Source organism: Streptomyces griseicoloratus (assembly GCF_014534645.1).
In the GTDB taxonomy this organism is placed as follows: domain Bacteria; phylum Actinomycetota; class Actinomycetes; order Streptomycetales; family Streptomycetaceae; genus Streptomyces; species Streptomyces griseicoloratus.
Genome location: NZ_JACVQF010000241.1, coordinates 65,807 through 85,870, shown reverse-complemented (window position 1 = coordinate 85,870; position 20,064 = coordinate 65,807). Strand labels below are relative to the sequence as shown.

Genomic DNA, 20,064 nt, shown 5'->3' with positions numbered 1-20,064 from the left:
TCACACCTCCTGGGCGGCGGCTCCCCTGGCCTGGGCCAGGGTGTCGAGTTCCTGAAGTACGGGCAGGGCCAGCGCGAAGGCGGTGGCGGGCCGGTCGTCGAGCAGGCTGCGGGCGTGGTCGAGGCGGTTCTCGATGCTGCGCATGGCCCGTCCCCGGCTGCCGTCGGCGCCGGTGGCGGACGCCTCCAGCTGTTCCTTGCCGAACAGGTGGGTGGCCTCGCTGAGCAGTTCCCGGGCGAGCTGGGCGAGCTCGGGGCTGCGGATGGGCTGCTGTTCGTACAGGTTGCGGGCGGCGACGAGGCATTCGGTGACGCGCTCGGTGATGCTCCAGGACAGGCGCGGACCGGTGGTGCGCGCGCCGGGGTAGACGGCTCGTACGTCGTCCCAGAGTTCGGCGCCCTCGCCCTCCTCGATCCGCCGGTCCCACAGGTGTTCGAACGCGCGCTCGGCCAGGCGCAGCAGCCGGTCCTGTGCACTGATGTTCCGGGAGAGTTCGGCCAGCTGGATGATCCGCTTGAGGAGCTGTGCGGAGAAGTCGGTCATCCGCCACTGCAGGAGCCCGCCGGAGCGCTCCGACCCGGCGAGCGGCATGGTGACTCCGGGGTTGTGCAGCCGGATCGCGGGGTCCTGCCGGGTCATCCGGCTGGTGACCCGGCCGCGGTCGGCGAGGCGCTCCATGATGGCGACGGTGCGGGTGAGGTCGTCGTCGGTGGCCTTCCGGCGGACCAGGTCGTGGACGAGGATGGCCGCGACGGTCAGGGAGAAGTACTCGGACTCCAGCCGCAGGCCGGTGGTCTGCCAGGGCAGGTCCTCCAGGGGCCAGCGGTCGGCGCCGAAGCGGGCGACGGCCGACCAGTACTGCTGGCTGAGCTCCCACCGCAGGCGCAGTGCCTCGGCGAGCTTCTGCTGGTCGGCGTCGAGCAGGCCGAGGGTGAGGGTGCGCTCGGAGAACAGGTCCTGGATGCCGTCCAGGGCGACCACGGTGAAGTACACGTAGGGCAGGCGGTCGGCAATGCCCTCGGGCTGGCCGGGGACCTGGACGTCGAGGTCGGTGATCCGCGGGGCGTCCTTCACCACGCCCCAGGCCCAGCCGCACTCGAAGAGCTGGCTCTCGTCCCGGATGCTCTCGTCGACCTGGATGCCGCGCGTAAGGCTTTCGATGATCGTGGCGCGCAGGGGGCGGAACCGGCGGGAGAACTGCTGGAGGACGGCCCGGTCGGACTGTCTGTTCTGCCCGATGACCTGGATCAGCCGCTTGCCCTGCTCGGACTCGGCGTCGAAGACGTTCACGGTGAAGGAGCGCAGGAGGCTGATCATCGCGGCGGTCAGCCGGGTGTTCGTGGCCTCTCTCAGCTCGGCGACCGCCCGGCGGACCTCGGGGCGCGTGGTGGTGCCCTCGTAGACCTTGAGGAAGCCGAGCGTGGCGAGGCAGAGCGTGACGGACATGGAGTAGGAGTCCACGACGCCCAGCTGGGCCTGTTCGTGCGTCAGTTCGCCTTTGGGGTCGTCCGGCTTGAAGTAGTGTCCGCCGGCGAAGGTGGGGCTGTCGTCCGGTCCGGTGTGGGTGCGCATGAACTGGGTCAGCGCGGTGATGAGGTTGGGCGGGATCTCCAGCCGGCTGCCGACGCCCTCCAGGACGCGCAGCACGTCCCGTTCGGTGGTGTCCGGCTGGTCGAGGCGGAAAGCGGGGACCTCGGTGGCGGGGTACAGCAGGCACAGCAGCCGCTCCGCGTCCGCGACGCTGCTCAGCCCGTCGGTCTCTCCCCAGACGAGCTTGCCGTCGTCGAACGAGTGACGGGCCACGGCCCGCCAGACGTCCAGCAGATGCTGGCGTGGCTTGATCTGCATCCCCGCACCCCTCGTACAGATCTCGTTGCCCTGTGTTCAGTGATGGTCCCCGTTCCTACGGGGTGGCAATCTCCGAATTCCGCCGCCCCAGGGCGAGGAGCATTCCCTCGTGTCCCGGCCGCACCATGTGGTGCAGATCGTGGATCTCCAGCTCGGCGGCGTACGGCTCCAGGCTTTCCCGCACCCGGTCCTCGTTCACCCGATAGGCCGGATACTGGTGTTCGCCGACGCGGTAGCCGACCGACTCCTTCATGAAGGCCGCGGCGAAGGGCGCCCCCTCGCCCAGCGCGTTCATGAAACAGCGCACGCCCCGCTGGAACTCCTCGGGGCACTCGGACATCGAATCGGCGACGAAGAACATCGTCCCGATGTCCCAGCGCCGCTGCCCGTCGAGGTCGAACAGGTTGGCGCGCTCGACCCGGACGATCTCGCTGACCCGGGCCCCGGGGTCGACGTCCCGGTAGGCCGGGGCCGCCCGGAGCACGTCCCAGAAGGGATCCCACGCCGCATCGAGCCCTCCGGGAGAGATCTGCCTCTCCAGGTACTCGACATTCGGGCGCGCGTATTCCAGAAGGAGGATCTTTTCGCACCAGGGCAGCATGGACAGCGCCGGATAGAGGTTCGCGCCCGCGCCGACGTCGACACCCCGCGCCGAATCCGGGACGGCCCCGGCGTAGCAGCGGCTGAAATGGTCCCGCATCAACCGCACGATCAGCAGATCGACTTCGAGCGGGGTCCGGTAATTGAGGTCGACGTACACCTCGGGATCGAACTTCGACCACGGTGCGTCGGCGTTGCGATCCATAGTCACCCTGCCGCTTTCCATTCGTTTCCCGACAAGAAGGAGTTCCGTGTGCGCGATCCCCGTGGACGTCGCCGAATGAAGCGGCAACACGGTTTCCCGCACGGTAAGCCACGTGGACACGGGCAGCCAGCGGAGAATCCGTCAGTCCGTATCCGCCGGGTGCACACCGGGCGCATCGTTGCACACCCGAACTCGCCCTTGCACGACGGGAGTTGGCAGCTCACTCTAGCCAGAAGCCGGCACCTGCCGCCACAACGGGCGCTTCCGCCCGTGAGGGTGAATCGCGCGAACACCGGAATTGACGCGCGGCCACGCGTCGTGACTGGGGGGATCAATGACCGCCGAACCGCTGGAACGCTCCCTGGACCGCCCCGAACAGCTCGCGGGACCGGCACCGTTCCCGTACCCGTTGCCGCTGGTCCTGCGGCCGGCCCGGGAGTCCGACCTGCCCGAGCTGCGGCGGCTGGACGAGGAGGTCTTCCAGGAGGTCGCCTACCCGGGCTTCCTGCTGCGCCAGCTCTACGACATATACGCCGAGCACTTCCTGGTCCTCGACGACGGCGAGGGCCGGCTGCGCGGCTACGTGCTGGCCGCCACCACGGCGCTCCGCCGGGACAGCTGGATCCTGGGCCTGTGCGTGACGCACGACCGCCGCCGGCACGGGCTGGGCCGGGAGCTGATGGTGGAGGTCCTGGCGCGGCTGCGCGACGCCGGGATCGAACAGGTCCGGCTCACCGTGGAGCCGTCCAACCGCGCCGCGATCCTGCTCTACCGGTCCCTGGGCTTCCTTCCCGAGGAACCCGACGGCGGGCTGCGCCGGGACTACTTCGGGCCCGGGATGGACCGCCAGGTGATGCGCCTGGAACTGGGCCGGGGCGCCGGCTGACCGCGGCCGCTGGCGGTCAGGACGGCGTGCGCGCCGCCGCGAGGAGCCGGGTCACGTCGTCGGAGCAGATGGTCAGGGCCGCTCCGACGGTGGCGAGGACGTCGCGCTCGGCGGGTGTGTAGGGGCCGTCGGCCAGTGCGATGCGGGCGCCCTGGAGCAGGATCGACTCGCGGCCGACGGCGGCGAGGTGCGGGGCCAGCGGGTCCAGCGCCTCGTGCAGCTCTATCGCCAGGCCGGGCACGCAGGGCTCCCCGCGGACCCGGCCGGTGTCCGCCTCCAGCGCCTCCACCAGCGCGCTCAGCTGGTCCTCGGTGCAGTCGTCGAAGCCGGCAGCGCGCACGGCGGCGGCCGCCGTCTCCAGGGACGTACGGGAGCAGGCGCCGCCCGCGGCCAGGACCGCGAGGGCGACGGTGTGGACGGCGTCGCGGAGCATCGCGGAGAAGCGGGTGGTGGTCGGGTGGTCGAGGACGTCGGTGCCGAAGTGCCCGCCGCAGGCCGCGCACTCGACGGTCGGCGCGGACTCGCCGCGCGGCAGCAGCGGCACGCCGAGGAGGGTGAGCCGGCGCCGGCCGGTGAGCCGCTGGTAGTTGCGGTCGCCGCCGCAGGCGGGGCAGAAGAACTCGCCGTCGCCGACGGCCGTCCATGCGGTGCGGGTGCCCAGGATGCGCGGCAGCCGGGCAGCTCGGCCGTTTCGTCCCCGTCCAGGCAGCACGTCGCACCTCCGTAACCCGCGGCAACATCGCCGCACTGGCGTGATGTTAGCCACATCGCCGACGCGGAGTCAGTACCCCGGAGGAGACCTTTCCGTGACCTGCGCGTGGAGATGGCCGGTATACGACGGGGCCCCGCCCGCCTGTTTCCGGCGAACGGGGCCTCGAACCACCGATTCGGCTGGTCAGCGAGCCGCCCGGTTGACGGCGGAGACGACGGCCTTCAGCGAGGCGCGCGTGGTGTTCGCGTCGATTCCGATGCCCCACAGGACCTTGTCGCCGATGGCGCACTCGATGTACGAGGCGGCCTGCGCGGAGGCGCCCTCGCTCATCGTGTGCTCCTGGTAGTCCAGCAGGCGTACGTCGATGCCGACGCCCTGCAGCGCGTGGAAGAACGCCGAGATCGGGCCGTTGCCGGTGCCGACCAGGGTGGTCTCCACGCCGTCGACGGTGGCGTCGACGGTGAGGGTGTCGACGCCGTCGCGGTCGGTCGTGGTCTGGCCGTTGGCGACCTGGATGCGGCCCCAGGGGTTCCCCGGGTTCGGCAGGTACTCGTCCTGGAAGACCGCCCAGATGTCGGCCGGGGTGATCTCGCCGCCCTCGGCGTCCGTCTTGGCCTGGATGATCTTGGAGAACTCGATCTGCATCCGGCGCGGCAGGTCCAGCTTGTGGTCGTTCTTCAGGACGTAGGCGATGCCGCCCTTGCCGGACTGGGAGTTGACGCGGATGACCGCCTCGTAGGAGCGGCCCACGTCCTTGGGGTCGATCGGCAGGTAGGGCACCGCCCACTCGATGTCGTCGACGGTGACGCCCTTGGCCTTCGCGTCGGCCTCCATGGCGTCGAAGCCCTTCTTGATGGCGTCCTGGTGGGAGCCGGAGAAGGACGTGTAGACCAGGTCGCCCACGTACGGGTGGCGCGGGTGGACCTCCATCTGGTTGCAGTACTCCCACGTACGACGGATCTCGTCGATGTCGGAGAAGTCGATCTGCGGGTCGACGCCCTGGGAGAACAGGTTCATGCCCAGGGTGACCAGGTCGACGTTGCCGGTGCGCTCGCCCTGCCCGAACAGGCAGCCCTCGACGCGGTCGGCGCCGGCCATCACGGCCAGCTCGGCCGCCGCGACCGCCGTGCCGCGGTCGTTGTGCGGGTGGACGGACAGGCAGACGTACTCGCGGCGGGAGAGGTTGCGGTGCATCCACTCGAAGCGGTCCGCGTGCGTGGAGGGGGTGGAGCGCTCCACGGTGGCCGGCAGGTTGAGGATGATCTCGCGGCCCGGGCCGGGCTGCCAGACGTCCATGACGGCCTCGCAGACCTCCAGGGCGAAGTCCAGCTCGGTGTCGGTGAAGATCTCGGGGCTGTACTGGTAGCCGAACTCCGTCTCCGGGTCCAGCAGCTTCTCGGCGTACTCCATCACCAGGCGGGTGCCGTCCACGGCGATCTGCTTGATGTCGTCCTTGGACCCGCGGAAGACCACCCGGCGGAAGACCGGGGCGGTGGCGTTGTACAGGTGGACCGTGGCCCGCTTGGCGCCCTTCAGGGATTCCACCGTGCGCTCGATCAGGTCCTCGCGGGCCTGGGTCAGCACGGAGATCGTGACGTCGTCCGGGATCGCGTCCGGGTCCTCGATGATGGAGCGCACGAAGTCGTAGTCGGTCTGGCCGGAGGCCGGGAAGCCGACCTCGATCTCCTTGTAGCCCATCTTGACCAGCAGATCGAACATCGCGCGCTTGCGGGCGGGCGACATGGGGTCGATCAGGGCCTGGTTGCCGTCGCGCAGGTCGGTGGAGAGCCAGCGGGGGGCCTTGGTGATCCGCTGGTCGGGCCAGGTGCGGTCGGGGATGTCGACCTGCTCGTAGCCGCGGTACTTGGTGATCGGCATGGGGCTGGGCTGCTGGCGGTTGGCCATGATCGCGTTGGCTCCTCGTGATGTCCGCGGGGTCCGCGTGTCCGGAAGGACGGCCGACGACGCAACGCGAAGCTCCGCGGGGAGGGGGTCGGCCTCGACTACAGGCCCTCGCCGCGGCAGCTAAGGAGAAGCAGCCCGAAACGCATGGTGCTCCGCAGCCTAGCCGAGCCCCGCCGGGTGCGCGGATCCGTATCAGTATGCGGGACCGGAGCGGGAATCGGGACAAAAAGTGCCGTATACCACTTCGGGAGTGACTCCGCGTCCCCATGTCCTCACATTTCACCAATCATGGTTGCGGGTGGTGACAGTCGGGTCACAGAGTGCAAGGGTGCCGGGCATGACCACCAACGGGGGCTTCGAGCCCGTCTTCTGCACCATCGTCCCGCCGCACGTCCTCGACCGGCTCTCGCAGGCCGACGACCCCGTGCTGGCCGGCCCCGCGCGCCGGACGCTGCAGCGCGACGCCTTCGAGCGCACCCAGCGCCGTCTGACCACCGTCATCGGCGCCCCCGCCGTGGCCCTGCCCGCCGGTGCCGAGCCCGGGCAGCCGCACCGCACCGTCTACGACGCCCGGCACGGCACCGACCTGCCCGGCACGAAGGTGCGCGGCGAGGGCGACGCGCCCGGCAAGGACGCCACCGTCAACCGCGCCTACGCGGGCCTCGGCGCCACCTTCGAGCTGCTCCTCAAGGCGTACGGGCGCGATTCCATCGACGGCGCCGGGATGCCGCTGGACGCGACCGTGCACTACGACCGCGACTACAACAACGCCTTCTGGAACGGCGAGCAGATGGTCTTCGGCGACGGGGACGGCGAGATCTTCCTCGACTTCACGATCCCCGTCGACGTCATCGGCCACGAACTCGCCCACGGCGTCACCCAGCACACCGCCAACCTGACCTACTTCGGCCAGTCCGGCGCGCTCAACGAGTCGGTGTCGGACGTCTTCGGCTCCCTCATCAAGCAGTACACGCTCGGCCAGACCGCCACCGAGGCCGACTGGCTGATCGGCGCCGGACTGCTCGCCCCGCGCGTGACGGGGGTGGCGCTGCGCTCGATGAAGGCGCCGGGCACGGCGTACGACGACGACGTCCTCGGCAAGGACCCGCAGCCCGCGACGATGGACGACTACGTCCGCACCGGCCGCGACAACGGCGGTGTCCACATCAACTCCGGCATCCCCAACCGCGCCTTCCACCTGTTCGCCGTGCGGCTCGGCGGCCATGCCTGGGAGCGGGCGGGCCAGATCTGGTACGACGTGCTGACCGGCGGCGAGCTGGAGCAGGACGCGCAGTTCACGGACTTCGCCACACTGACGGTGAAGGCCGCCCGGGAGCGCTACGGCGACGGCGAGGAGCTGGAGGCCGTGCGCAAGGCGTGGGAGCAGGTCGGGGTGCGCACGCTGTAGTTCCGTACTAGACACGGTTCCATGCGGATTCAGGTGAGGCGCACAGGAGGCTTCGCGGGCATCGAACGCCACGCGGAGGTGGACACCGCCGGCCGCCCCGACGCGCCGGAGTGGCACGCCCTGGCCGAGCGGGCGGTCGCCGACGGCCGGGAGACGCCGCCGATCGGGGTGCCGGACGGGTTCAGCTACCAGATCACCGTGGACGGGAAGACGGTGTACGCCAGTGATCCCCGGCTGACGGACGAGCAGCGCAAACTGATCTCGCGCGTGCTGAAGGAAGGGGCGTGACGGTGCGGTGACGCACGGGCGTTGACTTCGGTTACCGGGGGTACGGATGATCCGCGCATGGCGACCAACCCGATTCCCCGGTTCCCGGACGGCTTCCTGTGGGGCGTGTCGACCTCGGCGCACCAGATCGAGGGCGCGGCGACCGAGCGCGGGAGGTCGGTGTGGGACGCCTTCACGGACCTGCCGGGACGGGTCAGGGACGGCTCCACGGCGGCGGTGGCCTGCGACCACTACCACCGCTACCGCGAGGACGTGGCGCTCATGGCGGACCTGGGCGTGGACGCGTACCGCTTCTCGGTCTCCTGGCCGCGGGTGGACTCCCCCGGCGGCCTGGACTTCTACGACCGTCTGGTGGACGAGCTGTGCGCGGCGGGCGTACGGCCGGTGCCGACCCTCTTCCACTGGGACCTGCCGGTGGACCTGGACTGGCTGGAGCGGGACACGGCGTCCCGGTTCGCCGCGTACGTGTCGGTGGTCGCGGACCGGCTCGGGGACCGCGTGGGCACGTGGATCACGCTGAACGAACCCGCCGAGCACACCCTGCTCGGCCACGCCCTCGGCGCCCACGCCCCCGGCAAGGAGCTGCTCTTCGACGCCCTGCCGGTGGCCCACCACCAGCTGCTGGCGCACGGCCTGGCGGTGCGGGCGCTGCGCGCGTCCGGCGCCACGGACATCGGGATCGCCAATTCCCACGCCCCGGTCCGGCCGGCGTCGGACGAGCCCGCCGACCGGGAGGCGGCGGACTTCTACGACGTCCTGCTGAACCGGCTGTTCGCGGACCCGCTGCTGCTGGGCCGGTACCCGGAGGGCATCGGCGAGCTGATGCCCGGGGACGTGGCAGCGGACCTGGAGATCATCGCCGAGCCGCTGGACTGGTACGGCATGAACTACTACGCGCCGGCCCGGGTGGGCGCCCCGCAGGGCGCCGGGACCGAGTTCGGCGGTCTGACGCTCCCCGCCGGGCTGCCCTTCTCCGTGCGGGAGATCGAGGGCCGACCGGTGACGGACTTCGGCTGGCCCGTCGTCCCGGAAGGGCTGACGGAACTGCTCACCGGCTTCCGCGCCCGCTACCGCGACCGGCTCCCACCGGTCATGATCACCGAGAACGGCTGCTCCTACGACGGCCTCGACGACCAGGACCGCATCGCCTACCTGGACGGGCACGTACGGGCCCTGCACGAGGCGCTGGCCGCCGGGGTCGACGTACGCGGCTACTTCGTGTGGTCGCTGCTGGACAACTTCGAGTGGGCGGAGGGCTACGCACGCCGGTTCGGCCTGGTCCACGTGGACTTCACCACGCAGAAGCGCACGCCGAAGGCGTCATACGCCTGGTACCGGAACGTCCTGCGCGCCCAGAGGTGACGAGCCCCCTCCGAACGGGAGGGCCCCTCAGCTCAGAACCCCAGCCGGCGCAGCTGCTTCGGGTCCCGCTGCCAGTCCTTCGCCACCTTCACGTGCAGGTCGAGGAAGACGGGTGTGCCCAGCAGTGCCTCGATCTGCTTGCGGGACTTGATGCCGACCTCCTTCAGGCGCTTGCCCTTGGGGCCGATGATGATGCCCTTCTGGCTGGGGCGTTCGATGAAGACGTTGGCGTGGATGTCGAGGAGCGGCTTGTCGGCGGGGCGGTCCTCGCGGGGCAGCATCTCCTCCACGACCACCGCGATGGAGTGCGGCAGCTCGTCGCGGACGCCCTCCAGCGCGGCCTCCCGGATCAGCTCGGCGACCATCACCTGCTCGGGCTCGTCGGTCAGGTCGCCCTCGGGGTAGAGCGCGGGGCCCTCCGGCAGCAACGGGATCAGCAGGTCCGCGAGCAGGTCCACCTGCTTGCCGGCGGTGGCCGACACCGGGACGATCTCCGCCCAGGTGATCCCCAGCTCCTCCCCCAGCCGGTCGATCGCGATCAGCTGCTCGGCCAGGGTCTTGGAGTCCACCAGGTCGGTCTTGGTGACGACGGCGATCTTGGGGGTCTTCTTGATCGCGGCCAGTTCCTTGGCGATGAACCGGTCGCCCGGCCCGATCTTCTCGTTGGCCGGCAGGCAGAAGCCGATGACGTCGACCTCGGCCCACGTCGTGCGCACCACGTCGTTCAGCCGCTCGCCCAGCAGCGTGCGCGGCTTGTGCAGCCCCGGGGTGTCCACCAGGATCAGCTGGGCCTCGGGGCGGTGCACGATGCCCCGCACGGTGTGCCGGGTCGTCTGCGGCCGGTTCGAGGTGATCGCCACCTTCTGCCCGACCAGAGCGTTCGTGAGGGTGGACTTGCCCGCGTTGGGGCGGCCCACGAAGCAGGCGAAGCCGGCCCGGTGGACAGCCTCGGCCGGCTTTTCGGATGACTGGGTACGAACGCTCATGGCGCCCATTCTCCCTGATCGCCGGAGCACCGCCGTACCATCCGGCCGCCCACGACCGGGGAGTGGGCGACCGGACGCACCGGAACGGCCCGCGTCAGCCCGCCGGCACCGTCTCGCGGACGGTCCCGTCCGGAGCGGCCACCAGCACCGGGGTCCCGGCGCCGCCCAGGTCCCGGACCGCCGCCAGGTCCTCGGCCGACGCAGACGCCGACTCGGTCACCACGGCCGCCGCCTCCAGCGACTTCGCGCCGGACGCCACCGCCATCGCCACCGCCGTCTGCAGGGCGCTGAGCCGGAGCGAGTCCAGGGCGACGGTCCCGGCGACATACGTACGGCCGGTCTCGTCCCGTACGGCCGCCCCCTCGGGCACGCCGTTGCGGGCCCGCGCGGAACGGGCCAGGGTGACGATCTTGCGGTCCTCGGGGTCGAGCGCGCTGCTGTCGGTCATGTGCCGAGCATACGTAGCCGCGGACCGGACCTCCCGCGACGGGGTGCACGGCCACGCGCCGGGCCGGCTCAGGGGCGGTCGAGGCGGAGGCGGTCGGCTCGGGGCAGTCCGGCGACGACCAGGTCGTAGGAGTCCTCGACCAGTTCCCGGACCAGGCGGTCCGGGAGGCCGCCGTCGGCGGTGACCGTGTTCCAGTGGCGCTTGTTCATGTGCCAGCCGGGCACGATCAGGCCCTCGTGCTCGGTGCGCAGCCGGACGGCGTCGTCCGGGTCGCACTTGAGGTTGACCGTGAGCGGGCGCGCGTCCAGGTTCACCAGGGCGAACATCTTGCCCTGCACCTTGAACACCGAGGTCTCCGGGTTGAAGGGGAAGTCCTCCACGGCCGCGTTGAAGGACAGGCAGAGGGCGCGCAGCTCCCGAGGGGTCATTCCGCCTTCTTCTCCCCGTCCTCCGCGGCGGCGGCCGCGGCGACCGGCTCCGCCAGCACCGTCACGATCTTGTTCCGCCGGCCGGCCGCGGCCTCGGCGGTCAGCCGCAGTTCGCGGCCGTCGGGCAGCTCGACGACGGACGTGGCGCCGGCGATCGGCACCCGGCCGAGCGCCTTGGCCAGCAGGCCGCCGACGGTCTCCACGTCCTCGTCGTCGAACGCCTCGAGCCCGTACAGCTCGCCGAGGTCGCCGATGTCGAGGCGGGCGGTGACCCGGTAGCGGTCCTCGCCGAGGTCCTGGACCGGCGGCAGCTCGCGGTCGTACTCGTCGGTGATCTCGCCGACGATCTCCTCCAGGATGTCCTCGATGGTGACGATGCCGGCGGTGCCGCCGTACTCGTCGATGACGACGGCGACGTGGTTGCGTTCCTTCTGCATCTCGCGCAGCAGGTCACCGGCGTTCTTGGTGTCCGGCACGAAGAACGCCGGCCGCATCGCCGTGGACACCAGCTCGCTCTCCGCGTCCCGGCTGATGTGCGTCTTGCGGGCCAGGTCCTTCAGGTACACGATCCCGACGACGTCGTCCTCGCTGTCGCCGGTGACCGGGATCCGGGAGAAGCCGGAGCGCAGGGCGAGGGTGAGGGCCTGGCGGATGGTCTTGTAGCGCTCGATGACCACGAGGTCGGTGCGCGGGACCATGACCTCGCGTACGAGCGTGTCGCCCAGCTCGAACACCGAGTGCACCATGCGGCGCTCCTCGGCCTCGATCAGGGACTCCTTCTCGGCGAGGTCGACCAGCGCGCGCAGCTCCGCCTCGGAGGCGAAGGGGCCGCGGCGGAAGCCCTTGCCGGGCGTGAGCGCGTTGCCGATGAGGATGAGCAGCGACGGGATCGGGCCCATGATCCTCGCCAGCGGCACCAGGACGTACGCCGCCGCCGTCGCCGTGTTCAGCGGGTGCTGGCGGCCGATGGTGCGCGGGGAGACCCCGACGGCGACGTAGGAGACGAGGACCATGACCGCGATGGCGATCACCAGGGCCTCGCCGGTGCTGTCGAACTGCCTGAGGCAGGCGTAGGTGACCAGCGCGGCGGCCGCCATCTCGCAGGCGACGCGGACCAGCAGCGCCACGTTGAGGTAGCGGGTGGGGTCGGCGGCGACCTTGGCGAGCTTGGCGCTGCCCCGCCGCCCGGACCGTACGGCCTCCTCGGCGCGGAAGCTGGAGACCCGCGCCAGGCCCGCCTCCGCCGAGGCGGCGAGCCAGGCGACGACCACCAGGGCGACCGCGCCGGCGACGAGTGCCGGGCTCATGAGACGGTCGGAGCCGGGGACGGGCCGGTCAGGCCCTTCTCCGCACGCCAGCCGTCCACGATGGCCGCCTGCAGGCCGAACATCTCGGCCTTCTCGTCGGGCTCCTCGTGGTCGTAGCCGAGCAGGTGCAGCACACCGTGGACGGTGAGCAGCTGGAGCTCCTCGTCCATGGTGTGCCGCGTCTCCGCCTCGGCGCCCTGCTTCGCGGCCACCTCCGGGCACAGCACGATGTCGCCGAGCAGGCCCTGCGGCGGCTCGTCGTCGTCCTTCGACGGCGGACGCAGCTCGTCCATCGGGAAGGACATGACATCCGTGGGTCCGGGCAGGTCCATCCACTGGATGTGGAGCTGCTCCATGGCGTCGGCGTCCACGACGATCACCGAGAGCTCGGAGAGCGGGTGGATGCGCATCCGCGCGAGCGCGTAGCGGGCGATGTCGAGGATCGCCTGCTCGTCGACCTCGGTGCCGGACTCGTTGTTGACGTCGATCGACATGGTGCTGCTGGTCTACTTCCCCTTGGAGCGCTTGGCGCCGGACGGCTTGCCGTGAGGCTTGTGGCCGCCGTTCTCGGTGCCGTGCTTGCTGTCGTACAGCTCGTACGCGTCGACGATACGGCCCACCAGCTTGTGCCGTACGACGTCGTGGGACGACAGCCGGGAGAAGTGGACGTCCTCGACGCCCTCCAGGATCTCCTGCACCTGCCGCAGACCGGACTTGGTCCCGCCGGGCAGGTCGACCTGTGTGACGTCACCCGTGATCACGATCTTCGAGTCGAAGCCGAGGCGGGTGAGGAACATCTTCATCTGCTCGGGGCTGGTGTTCTGGGCCTCGTCCAGGATGATGAAGGCGTCGTTGAGCGTCCGGCCGCGCATGTACGCGAGCGGGGCCACCTCGATCGTCCCCGCCGCCATCAGCCGCGGGATCGAGTCCGGGTCGATCATGTCGTGCAGCGCGTCGTACAGCGGGCGCAGGTACGGGTCGATCTTCTCGTACAGCGTGCCGGGCAGGAAGCCGAGGCGCTCGCCGGCCTCGACCGCCGGGCGGGTCAGGATGATGCGGTTGACCTGCTTGGACTGCAGGGCCTGCACCGCCTTGGCCATCGCCAGGTACGTCTTGCCGGTGCCGGCGGGGCCGATGCCGAAGACGACGGTGTGCTTGTCGATCGCGTCGACGTACCGCTTCTGGTTCAGCGTCTTGGGCCGGATCGTGCGGCCGCGCGAGGACAGGATGTTCTGCGTGAGCACCTGGGCCGGGGTCTCCTGGCCGTCGCTCTCCCCGTTCTCGCTCGCCTTCAGCATGGCGATCGAGCGTTCCACTGCGTCCTCCGTCATCGGCTGCCCGGTGCGGAGCACCAGCATCATCTCGTCGAGCACACGCTGAATGAGGGCGACCTCCGCCGGGTCGCCGGTGGCACTGATCTCGTTCCCGCGGACGTGGATGTCCGTCGCGGGGAAGGCCTTCTCGATCACGCGCAGAAGGGAGTCGCCGGAACCCAGCACGGTCACCATGGGGTGCTGGGCGGGGACGGTGATCTGTGCTCTCGCCTGCCCCTGCGCGGGGGTGTGGGCTGTGGGTGTCTGAGTCATGGGCCGGCGCTTAAGGCCTGCGGTTCCTCCTCGTCACGGCCGCACGGCTGAGGGCGGCCTCGCGATTCCCAGGGTACGACGGTGGGCTGACAAGGCCGTAGGGCTTTTCGGCAGTGCGTTCGCCCCGGTGACCGGTGGTCACTCCGCTCAGGCCGGCCGGCGGAAGCCGATCGTCGGCACCGCCCGCCTGAGCGGCCAGGGCCTGACCAGTCCGTCCGGGACCAGGTCCGCCAGGAACGCGTACCGGCGCAGGGCCGCCGGGTCCTGGCCCTCGACGGACTGGACCCGGCGCCACCATGCGGCGATCTCGGACCAGCCGGGCGCCGAGAGCGAGCCGCCGAACTCCTGGACGGAGAGGGCGGCGGTCAGCCCGGCGAAGGCGAGGCGGTCGGCGATCGGCCAGCCGGCCAGGGTGCCGGTGACGAACCCGGCGACGAAGACGTCCCCGGCGCCGGTCGGGTCCAGGGCCTCTACGGCGATGGCCGGGACCTCGGCGCTCTCTCCGCTGCGCCGGTCCACCGCGTACGCGCCCTCCGCGCCGAGGGTGACCACCGCGAGCGGCACGTGCTCGGTCAGGGCGTGGGCGGCGGCGCGCGGGCAGTCGGTGCCGGTGTAGCGCATGGCCTCCTCGGCGTTCGGCAGGAACGCCTCGCAGTGCGCCAGGTCGGGCAGGCCGGCCAGGTCCCAGGCGCCGGTGTCGTCCCAGCCGACGTCGGCGAAGACGCGGGTGCCGTTCGCCGCGGCCTGGGCGATCCAGGGCGCCCGGCTGCCGGGCGTGAGGGAGGCGATGGCGGCGCGGGCGCGGGGCGGGCAGTCGGGTGCCGGCTCCTCGGGGGGCGGCTCGTGGCCGTGGGAGACCATCGTGCGCTCGCCCTCGTACGCCATCGAGACCGTCACCGGCGAGTGCCAGCCGGGAACGGTGCGCGACGGGGTCAGGTCGATGCCCTCGCCCTGGGCGAGGGCATCCCAGCAGTAGTCGCCGTAGTGGTCGTCGCCGAAGGCCGCGGCGAGGGAGGTGCGCAGGCCGAGGCGGGCCAGCGCGGTCGCCATGTTCGCCACGCCGCCCGGGCTCGACCCCATCCCCCGTGCCCAGGACTCGGTCCCGCGCACCGGGGCGGAGTCGAGCCCGGTGAAGACGATGTCGAGGAAGACGGTGCCCGTCAGATACACGTCCCAGGGCGGGTCCTCGGGTGTGCGCAGGCCGGCCAGGGGATCGACCTGGGGGTGGCGGTGCGATCCGTCGCGCTGGGCGACCTCGCGGTGTGTTCCCTCGTGGTGTTCGCGATGCGCTCCCCCCGCGACCGAGGCGGCGGCGGACGCGGTGGACACGGTGGACGCTGTCACGTGCGCTCCCTGACGTGGTGCGGATCAGGCCAGTGTGCACCACGCCACCGCTGTCCCGGCGGTGTTCGAACCGACGGTGTCCGGGCCGGTGGTGTCAGGCCGCCGCCGGTCCGGGACGGGCGGTCCGCGCCGCGCCCGGGGTGGCCTCGGGTGCCGTGGCCGCCGGGGTCTTCGCGGGGCGCGTGCGGTCCCGGTCGTTGCGTCCGCCGCCGCGTACCAGCAGCACGCTCAGCGCGGCCAGGAAGCCGACGACGGTGAGGCCGACGAGGCCGCCCTTGGTCGAGCCGGTGGTGTCCTCGATGATCCCGAAGGCGGTGGGGGCGACGAACCCGCCGAGGTTGCCGATGGAGTTGATCAGCGCGATGCCGGGGGCGGCCGCCCGGGCGTCGAGGTAGCTCTGCGGGATCGTCCAGAAGACCGGGGAGGCCGGTTTGAAGCCCATCGCGGCCAGGCACAGGGCCCCCAGGCCCACCCAGGGCGAGACGAACACGGCCAGCAGGGTGCCGCAGCCGCCGAGGAGGAGCAGGGCGATCAGCACGGGCCGCCGCTTGCCGATGCGGTCCGAGATCCGTCCGCTGACGTAGACGGCGGCGATCGCGCACAGCCACGGCACCGCCGTGAGGAACCCGACCTGGAGGTCACTGAGCCCGCCGATGTCGTCGACGATCGACGGCAGCCAGAACGTCACGGCGTACAGGGCCACGTTGATCGCGAAGTAGATCCACAGGAACAGCAGCATCTGCGGGTCGGCGAGCAGCTTCCAGCGCGAGACGCGGGCGGTGCCGCGCCGGTCCTCGCGATCGCGCTGCTCGGCGTCGATGACCGCGACGAGGCCGGTCTTCTCCTCGTCGGTGAGCCACTTGGCGGTCTCGATCCCCGAGTCGAGGAACCGGTAGACGACGAAGCCGAGGACCACGGAGAAGATGCCCTCGATGAAGAACATCCACTGCCAGCCGGCGTGGCCCCAGATGCCGTGCATCTCCATCAGGGCTCCGGAGATGGGGCCGACGATGACGGTCGCGGTGCCGGAGCCCATGAGGAAGATCGAGGTGGCCCGGCCCCGGTGGCTGTCGGGCAGCCAGCGGCTGAAGTAGTAGATGACGGCCGGGAAGAAGCCGGCCTCGGCGACGCCGAGCAGGAAGCGCAGGGCGTAGAACATCTCCGCGCTGTTGACGAAGGCCATCGCGGTGGCGACGACACCCCAGCTGATCATGATGCGGGTGAGCCACACCTTGGCCCCGAACCGCTCCATCAGCATGTTGGAGGGGACCTCGAAGATGGCGTACGCGATGAAGAAGATGCCCGCGCCGAGCCCGAAGGCGGCGGCGGACAGGCCGACGTCGGCGCGGAGTTCGTCCTGGGCGAAGCCGAGGTTGACGCGGTCCATGTAGTTCGCGACGAACATCACGAAGAACAGGGGGACCACGCGGCGGAAGATCTTGCGGATGGCCGACCGGACGGCGGGTGGGTGCTGCACTTCGGGAACGGGGGGCACTGCGGACACGAGCGGCTCCGATCGTGGCAGGGGGAGGAGGTTCCGGGAGGGTCACCAGCGGGGGACGGAGGGGGTGACCCACGCGGGGTCGGCCACGCGCATCGCGGCGGCGTCGTCGCGGTCCCGGAGCGTGCCGTCGTCGTCGAGCCAGCGCCGGTGGAGGAAGGCCAGCCTGTCGCGGTCGAGTTCGACACCGAGGCCGGGTGCGTCAAAGACGGCGACCTTGCCGCCGTCGAAGGTCAGCCGCTCGGTGAGCACGTCCTCCGACTGCCAGGGGTAGTGGGAGTCGCAGGCGTGGTGGAGGTTCGGGACGGTCGACGCCACGTGGGTCATGGCGGCGAGGCTGATGCCCAGGTGGGTGTTGGAGTGCATGGACACCCCGACGCCGAAGGTGCGGCAGACGGCGGCGAGCTGCTGGGTGTTGCGCAGCCCGCCCCAGTAGTGGTGGTCGGAGAGGACGACCTGCACGGCGTTCTTGGTGAACGCCTCCTTGATCTCGGCGAACGTGGTCACGCACATGTTGGTGGCGAGCGGCACGCCGGTCCTCGCGGCGACCTCGGCCATGGCGGGGGTGCCGAGCGCGGGGTCCTCCAGGTACTCCAGGACATCGCCCAGTTCCTCGGCGACCTTCAGGGACGTCGCGACGGACCAGGCGCCGTTGGGGTCCAGGCGCAGGGGGTGTCCGGGGAAGGCGGCGGCGAGGGCCCTGACCGCGGCGATCTCCTCCTCGGGCGGGAAGACGCCGCCCTTGAGCTTGAAGGAGGTGAAGCCGTACCGCTCGGTGAAGACGCGGGCCTGCTCGACGACGCCGGCCGGGTCGACGGCGGCGCCCCAGTCGTCCTTCTCGCAGGGCACGCCCTCGGGGTGGTCGGCCCACTTGTAGAAGAGGTAGGCGCTGTACTCGACGGCGTCGCGCACCTTGCCGCCCAGCAGCGCGTGCACGGGCAGGCCGAGCGCCTTGCCGAGGGCGTCGAGGCAGGCGACCTCGAAGCCGGAGACGACGGACAGGCGCAGTTTGTCGGCGGTCTGGACGCCGCGCAGGCCGCCGACGTCGACCTGGCCCAAGACGCGGGAGGAGTCGACGGCCACCTCGTCGGCGGTGGTGAACAGGCCGTTGAGGTCACTGACCTGCCGTCCCACGAGCTTGTCGGCGAAGGGGCGGGCGAGTTCCAGGTACTTGGTGTCGCCGTACGTCTCGCCGACTCCGGTGATCCCGTCGGCGGTCACCACCTCGATGACCAGGCGCGGGGTGTACGGCTGGTGGACGCCCTGGGTGTTCAGCAGGGGCGGGTCGGCGACCAGGATCGGCGTCAGCCGTACCTCGGTGATGGTCAGGTCGCGGGTCACAGGGCGGCTCCTACGAGGTCGAGTCCGGTGGTGAGCAGGGTCTTCAGGTCGGCCAGGTCGGCGGCCGAGGGGTCGGCGAGCGGGGCGCGCACGGGGCCGACGGGGCGTCCACGCAGCCGGGCGGCGGCCTTCACGAGGGACACGGCGTAGCCGGGGACGCGGTCGCGCAGTTCGACGAAGGGGACGTAGAAGTCGCGCAGCAGCTTGCCGGCCGTGCCGGTGTCGCCGGCCTGCAGGGCGGTGAAGAAGGCGTTCGCGATCTCGGGGGCGAAGGCGTGCACGGCGGAGGAGTAGGCGGGGACGCCGACGGCCGCGTAGGCGCGGGCCTGGATCTCGGCGGTGGCGGCGCCGTTGAAGAACAGGAAGTCCTCGGGGGCGGCGAGGACGAGCCGCTGGAGGCGGTCCAGGTCGCTGTGGCCGTCCTTGAGGCCGATCACGCCGGGGATGCGGGCGATGCGCCGGAGGGATGCGGCGGTGTAGGAGACCTGGCCGCGCTGGTAGGCGACGAGCGGGAGCCGGGTGCCGGCGGCGATCCGCTCCAGCTGGGCGACCAGTCCGTCCTGCGGGGCGGCGGTGAGGTAGTGCGGCATGACCAGCAGGGCGTCGGCGCCGGCGTCCTCGGCGATCCGCGCGAAGCGGAGGGCCTGGGCCCAGCCGTAGCCGGTGCCGGCGACGACGGGCACGCGGCCGGCCGTCTCCTCGACGGCGATGGTGACGACCTGCCGGTACTCGTCCTCGTCGAGGGAGAAGAACTCGCCGGTGCCGCAGGCGGGGAAGAGGGCGCCGGGTTCGGCGGCGAGCCGTTCGGCGACGTAGGCGCGGTAGCCGTCGGGGTCGAGGGACCCGTCGGCGCGGAAGCTGGTCAGCGGGAAGGAGAGCACCTTCTCCGCCATCCCCTCCCGCAGCCGTCGGGCCACCGCGGCCGCTGTTCCGGTGCCGGTGCCGGTATCGAGACTCACCCTTGACTCATCTCCCCATGTAGATGCCGTCCACGTATGGAGATGGAGATTAGATATGCGAACATGACCCGTCAATGGGCCGGCGGCATCCGATTACGATCGGCACATGTCGGAGACAGGGGGCGCGAGCGGCGGCGTCCGTGAGGTGAAGTCCGCGGCGCGCACGGTCGAGTTGCTGGAGGTGCTGGCCGCGCGCGGGGACCGCCCGGCGCGGCTGCAGGAGCTGGCGGACGAGCTGGGCGTGCCGCGCAGCTCGATGTACGCGCTGCTCCAGACCCTGATCTCGCGCGGCTGGGTCCGCACCGACGTCACCGGCTCGCTGTACGGCATCGGCATCCACGCCCTGCTCACCGGCACCAGCTACCTGGACTCCGACCCCCGGGTGCGGGTGGTGCGGCCGTACCTCGACGAGGCCTCCGAGGCGCTGGGCGAGACGATCCACCTGGGGCGGCTGGACGGACGCGACGTGGCCTATCTGGCGACGCGGGAGTCGCACGAGTACCTGCGCACGATCAGCAGGGTGGGACGCCGGCTGCCCGCCCACGTGGGCGCGCTGGGCAAGGCGCTGCTGGCGGAGCGGCCGGACGCCGAGCTGCCCGAGGGGCCGTACGAGGCGCTGACGCCCAACACGCACACCAGCCGGGAGTCCCTGGCGGCCGACCTCGCGGAGATCCGGGCCCGCGGCTACTCCGTGGACCGGGAGGAGGGCGTGCCGGGGATCGTCGGCTTCGGGTTCGCGCTGCGGTACGACACACCCGCGCAGGACGCGGTCAGCTGCTCGGTGCCGGTGGCCCGGCTGACACCCGCTCACGAGGAGCGGATCGTCGCGGTGATGCGGGAGATCCGGGCGAAGGTGGAGGCGATGGTTCCGGCCGGCGGCGGGTCGGTCCACTGGCGTTAGCCGCCACTTCTACCCGGTCTCCACAACGGCAAACACACAAGTGACTCAC

Annotated in this window: 19 protein-coding genes; 5 read left to right on the top strand and 14 right to left on the bottom strand. The window is 71.2% G+C overall.

Annotation, left to right across the window (positions count from 1 at the left end; translation table 11 throughout):
• Positions 1–1,848, bottom strand: a complete 1,848-nt coding sequence (locus H0H10_RS39170) for an SCO2524 family protein (protein WP_188186004.1) — start codon at positions 1,846–1,848, stop codon at positions 1–3.
• A 55-nt stretch (positions 1,849–1,903) separates the two neighbouring features.
• Positions 1,904–2,674 carry an SCO2525 family SAM-dependent methyltransferase gene (locus H0H10_RS39165; RefSeq protein ID WP_188186068.1) on the bottom strand — a complete coding sequence of 257 codons (771 nt, stop codon included), beginning with the start codon at positions 2,672–2,674 and terminating at the stop codon, positions 1,904–1,906.
• A gap of 313 nt (positions 2,675–2,987) precedes the next feature.
• Here H0H10_RS39165 and H0H10_RS39160 point away from each other — a divergent pair, with 313 nt between their 5' ends.
• Positions 2,988–3,539 (top strand): GNAT family N-acetyltransferase, encoded by a 552-nt coding sequence (locus H0H10_RS39160; RefSeq protein WP_188186003.1) that lies wholly within the window; start codon positions 2,988–2,990, stop codon positions 3,537–3,539.
• A 16-nt stretch (positions 3,540–3,555) separates the two neighbouring features.
• Here the strand turns inward: H0H10_RS39160 and H0H10_RS39155 are convergent, their stop codons facing one another.
• Complete coding sequence (locus H0H10_RS39155; RefSeq protein WP_188186002.1) at positions 3,556–4,251, bottom strand: TerB family tellurite resistance protein; 696 nt, start codon at positions 4,249–4,251, stop codon at positions 3,556–3,558.
• Between the two features lie 183 nt (positions 4,252–4,434).
• Complete coding sequence (leuA, locus tag H0H10_RS39150; protein ID WP_188186001.1) at positions 4,435–6,156, bottom strand: 2-isopropylmalate synthase; 1,722 nt, start codon at positions 6,154–6,156, stop codon at positions 4,435–4,437.
• A 337-nt stretch (positions 6,157–6,493) separates the two neighbouring features.
• Between leuA and H0H10_RS39145 the strand changes: the two genes are divergently transcribed.
• From H0H10_RS39145 to H0H10_RS39135, 3 genes are read left to right on the top strand one after another with little or no spacing between them, the layout of a single operon-like run.
• Positions 6,494–7,564, top strand: a complete 1,071-nt coding sequence (locus tag H0H10_RS39145) for a M4 family metallopeptidase (protein WP_188186000.1) — start codon at positions 6,494–6,496, stop codon at positions 7,562–7,564.
• Positions 7,565–7,585: 21 nt separating this feature from the next.
• Positions 7,586–7,852 (top strand): protealysin inhibitor emfourin, encoded by a 267-nt coding sequence (locus H0H10_RS39140; RefSeq protein ID WP_188185999.1) that lies wholly within the window; start codon positions 7,586–7,588, stop codon positions 7,850–7,852.
• 57 nt (positions 7,853–7,909) lie between these two features.
• Positions 7,910–9,214, top strand: a complete 1,305-nt coding sequence (locus tag H0H10_RS39135; RefSeq protein ID WP_188185998.1) for a GH1 family beta-glucosidase — start codon at positions 7,910–7,912, stop codon at positions 9,212–9,214.
• A gap of 32 nt (positions 9,215–9,246) precedes the next feature.
• On the opposite strand, the gene era is transcribed toward H0H10_RS39135, so the two are convergent.
• From era to H0H10_RS39085, 10 genes are all read right to left on the bottom strand, one after another.
• Positions 9,247–10,200 (bottom strand): GTPase Era, encoded by a 954-nt coding sequence (gene era, locus H0H10_RS39130; protein ID WP_188185997.1) that lies wholly within the window; start codon positions 10,198–10,200, stop codon positions 9,247–9,249.
• Positions 10,201–10,294: 94 nt separating this feature from the next.
• Positions 10,295–10,648, bottom strand: coding sequence for a cytidine deaminase-like protein (locus H0H10_RS39125; protein ID WP_188185996.1), 354 nt, complete (start codon positions 10,646–10,648; stop codon positions 10,295–10,297).
• Positions 10,649–10,716: 68 nt separating this feature from the next.
• Positions 10,717–11,076, bottom strand: a complete 360-nt coding sequence (locus tag H0H10_RS39120) for an MmcQ/YjbR family DNA-binding protein (RefSeq protein ID WP_188185995.1) — start codon at positions 11,074–11,076, stop codon at positions 10,717–10,719.
• Positions 11,073–12,383 carry a hemolysin family protein gene (locus tag H0H10_RS39115; protein ID WP_188185994.1) on the bottom strand — a complete coding sequence of 437 codons (1,311 nt, stop codon included), beginning with the start codon at positions 12,381–12,383 and terminating at the stop codon, positions 11,073–11,075. The genes H0H10_RS39120 and H0H10_RS39115 overlap by 4 nt, the downstream gene beginning before the upstream one ends.
• Complete coding sequence (gene ybeY / locus H0H10_RS39110; protein WP_188185993.1) at positions 12,380–12,877, bottom strand: rRNA maturation RNase YbeY; 498 nt, start codon at positions 12,875–12,877, stop codon at positions 12,380–12,382. The genes H0H10_RS39115 and ybeY overlap by 4 nt, the downstream gene beginning before the upstream one ends.
• Before the next feature lie 12 nt (positions 12,878–12,889).
• Positions 12,890–13,969, bottom strand: a complete 1,080-nt coding sequence (locus H0H10_RS39105) for a PhoH family protein (protein WP_188185992.1) — start codon at positions 13,967–13,969, stop codon at positions 12,890–12,892.
• Positions 13,970–14,116: 147 nt separating this feature from the next.
• The gene (locus H0H10_RS39100; RefSeq protein WP_373566969.1) at positions 14,117–15,313 is read right to left on the bottom strand and encodes a carbohydrate kinase family protein; all 1,197 of its coding nucleotides are present in this window, start codon (positions 15,311–15,313) and stop codon (positions 14,117–14,119) included.
• 94 nt (positions 15,314–15,407) lie between these two features.
• Positions 15,408–16,739 (bottom strand): MFS transporter, encoded by a 1,332-nt coding sequence (locus H0H10_RS39095; RefSeq protein WP_373566970.1) that lies wholly within the window; start codon positions 16,737–16,739, stop codon positions 15,408–15,410.
• Positions 16,740–16,859: 120 nt separating this feature from the next.
• A complete protein-coding gene (locus H0H10_RS39090) occupies positions 16,860–18,155 on the bottom strand; it encodes a glucarate dehydratase family protein (RefSeq protein ID WP_188185990.1) in 1,296 nt (431 codons plus the stop codon).
• Positions 18,152–19,048, bottom strand: coding sequence for a 5-dehydro-4-deoxyglucarate dehydratase (locus H0H10_RS39085; protein WP_188186066.1), 897 nt, complete (start codon positions 19,046–19,048; stop codon positions 18,152–18,154). Before H0H10_RS39085 ends, H0H10_RS39090 begins: the two co-directional genes overlap by 4 nt.
• A 172-nt stretch (positions 19,049–19,220) precedes the next feature.
• On the opposite strand from H0H10_RS39085, the gene H0H10_RS39080 reads away from it, so the two are divergent.
• Complete coding sequence (locus tag H0H10_RS39080; protein WP_188185989.1) at positions 19,221–20,015, top strand: IclR family transcriptional regulator; 795 nt, start codon at positions 19,221–19,223, stop codon at positions 20,013–20,015.
• The last annotated feature ends 49 nt before the right edge of the window (positions 20,016–20,064 follow it).

Excerpts from the sequence above, each read along its gene's own strand:
- H0H10_RS39115 (WP_188185994.1), bottom strand. The coding sequence starts at position 12,383 with ATGAGCCCGGCACTCGTCGCCGGCGCGGTCGCCCTGGTGGTCGTCGCC.
- H0H10_RS39160 (WP_188186003.1), top strand. The coding sequence starts at position 2,988 with ATGACCGCCGAACCGCTGGAACGCTCCCTGGACCGCCCCGAACAGCTC.
- H0H10_RS39125 (WP_188185996.1), bottom strand. The coding sequence starts at position 10,648 with ATGACCGACAGCAGCGCGCTCGACCCCGAGGACCGCAAGATCGTCACC.
- H0H10_RS39145 (WP_188186000.1), top strand. The coding sequence starts at position 6,494 with ATGACCACCAACGGGGGCTTCGAGCCCGTCTTCTGCACCATCGTCCCG.
- H0H10_RS39135 (WP_188185998.1), top strand. The coding sequence starts at position 7,910 with ATGGCGACCAACCCGATTCCCCGGTTCCCGGACGGCTTCCTGTGGGGC.
- era (WP_188185997.1), bottom strand. The coding sequence starts at position 10,200 with ATGAGCGTTCGTACCCAGTCATCCGAAAAGCCGGCCGAGGCTGTCCAC.
- H0H10_RS39165 (WP_188186068.1), bottom strand. The coding sequence starts at position 2,674 with ATGGAAAGCGGCAGGGTGACTATGGATCGCAACGCCGACGCACCGTGG.
- H0H10_RS39080 (WP_188185989.1), top strand. The coding sequence starts at position 19,221 with ATGTCGGAGACAGGGGGCGCGAGCGGCGGCGTCCGTGAGGTGAAGTCC.
- ybeY (WP_188185993.1), bottom strand. The coding sequence starts at position 12,877 with ATGTCGATCGACGTCAACAACGAGTCCGGCACCGAGGTCGACGAGCAG.
- H0H10_RS39120 (WP_188185995.1), bottom strand. The coding sequence starts at position 11,076 with ATGACCCCTCGGGAGCTGCGCGCCCTCTGCCTGTCCTTCAACGCGGCC.
- H0H10_RS39105 (WP_188185992.1), bottom strand. The coding sequence starts at position 13,969 with ATGACTCAGACACCCACAGCCCACACCCCCGCGCAGGGGCAGGCGAGA.
- H0H10_RS39170 (WP_188186004.1), bottom strand. The coding sequence starts at position 1,848 with ATGCAGATCAAGCCACGCCAGCATCTGCTGGACGTCTGGCGGGCCGTG.
- leuA (WP_188186001.1), bottom strand. The coding sequence starts at position 6,156 with ATGGCCAACCGCCAGCAGCCCAGCCCCATGCCGATCACCAAGTACCGC.
- H0H10_RS39140 (WP_188185999.1), top strand. The coding sequence starts at position 7,586 with ATGCGGATTCAGGTGAGGCGCACAGGAGGCTTCGCGGGCATCGAACGC.
- H0H10_RS39085 (WP_188186066.1), bottom strand. The coding sequence starts at position 19,048 with ATGGCGGAGAAGGTGCTCTCCTTCCCGCTGACCAGCTTCCGCGCCGAC.